Consider the following 943-nt stretch of genomic DNA (forward strand, 5'->3'; position numbering starts at 1 on the left):
CTCGCGGGCCTCGTCCAGCGGCAGGCTCGGGTCGCTGACCCAGGCGAGTTGCTGCATCACGACCTCCTCCGCTATCCGTAGCGCCGTCATCCGGCGTGCCACGTCCTGCAAGTAAGTCTGCTCCGAAGAGGCCGTCTTCGCCAGCACCGACGCCGGTGTTGTCTCGATCTGTCGCGCCAGTTCGCTGATCTGGCCCTGCGCCTCCTGGCCCAGATCGGTGAAGAACCGGGTCGGGTCGTCGAGGTTCTGGAACCGCTGGGGTGCGTGGGTCTTCCAGTGCGCCATCGCCTGCGCTCCGTACTTGTTCATGTGTCGATCCCTCCAGTCCGGTCGCGGTTTCGGCTGCTTCGTTGATCTGCTCGTCGGCGGTCTGCTCGGCCAGCCCCCACAGGTCGAACTCGAGCTGACCGGGCGGCGCTTTCCGGCTCCTGCGGGCCATTGGCCATCACCTCCACGCCTCTGCCGTCGTTGCTGCGACCACCGATCGCAGCTCGCGGCCACGGTTCAGCGGTCGGTGAATGAGGTGCAGCTCAGGGGCCATTCGCGCCTCGTTCCAGCAACGCCTCGATCTCGATCCGATCGGCTTTCAGTCGCTCGCCGTCGTCTCGCTTCGTCCAGGCCCGCAGATCGGTGATGATCGGCGGGGCCGAGCGCAGCAGCGTGACCGCGGTGCCGAACGGGAGGGTGCGGATTCGCTCGGGCGGCATGATCGCGATGCGTCTGACCGAGCGTTGATTGGACCGGGTGCCGTGGTCGCCCAAGGTCACACTGTCGGTGAACTCGTCGCGTTCCCCGATCAGTGAGGAGAGGTCTTGCAGATCACGGCTGTTGGATGCGCCGCCGAGGACGATCTTGGTGATCGCGGCATCCCAGATCGCGTTGGCCTGGTTCTCGCTCCAGCGATCCCGCGCTTGGGCGAGGCTTTGGAGCACGGGCATGGCGG

1 protein-coding gene and 1 pseudogene are annotated in these 943 nt (G+C 66.5%); both read right to left on the reverse strand.

Features of this window, described 5'->3' with window-relative positions; all coding sequences use genetic code 11:
* A pseudogene (locus AX744_RS16535) lies at nt 1-309 on the reverse strand (hypothetical protein); the annotation flags it as partial.
* Nucleotides 310-530: 221 nt separating this feature from the next.
* Nucleotides 531-943, reverse strand: a 413-nt coding sequence (locus AX744_RS16540) for a TraM recognition domain-containing protein (RefSeq protein WP_157543636.1), incomplete at its 5' end; no start/stop codon positions are given.

This window comes from Microbacterium sp. CCH5-D1, from assembly GCF_001557335.1.
Classification (GTDB): domain Bacteria; phylum Actinomycetota; class Actinomycetes; order Actinomycetales; family Microbacteriaceae; genus Microbacterium; species Microbacterium oxydans.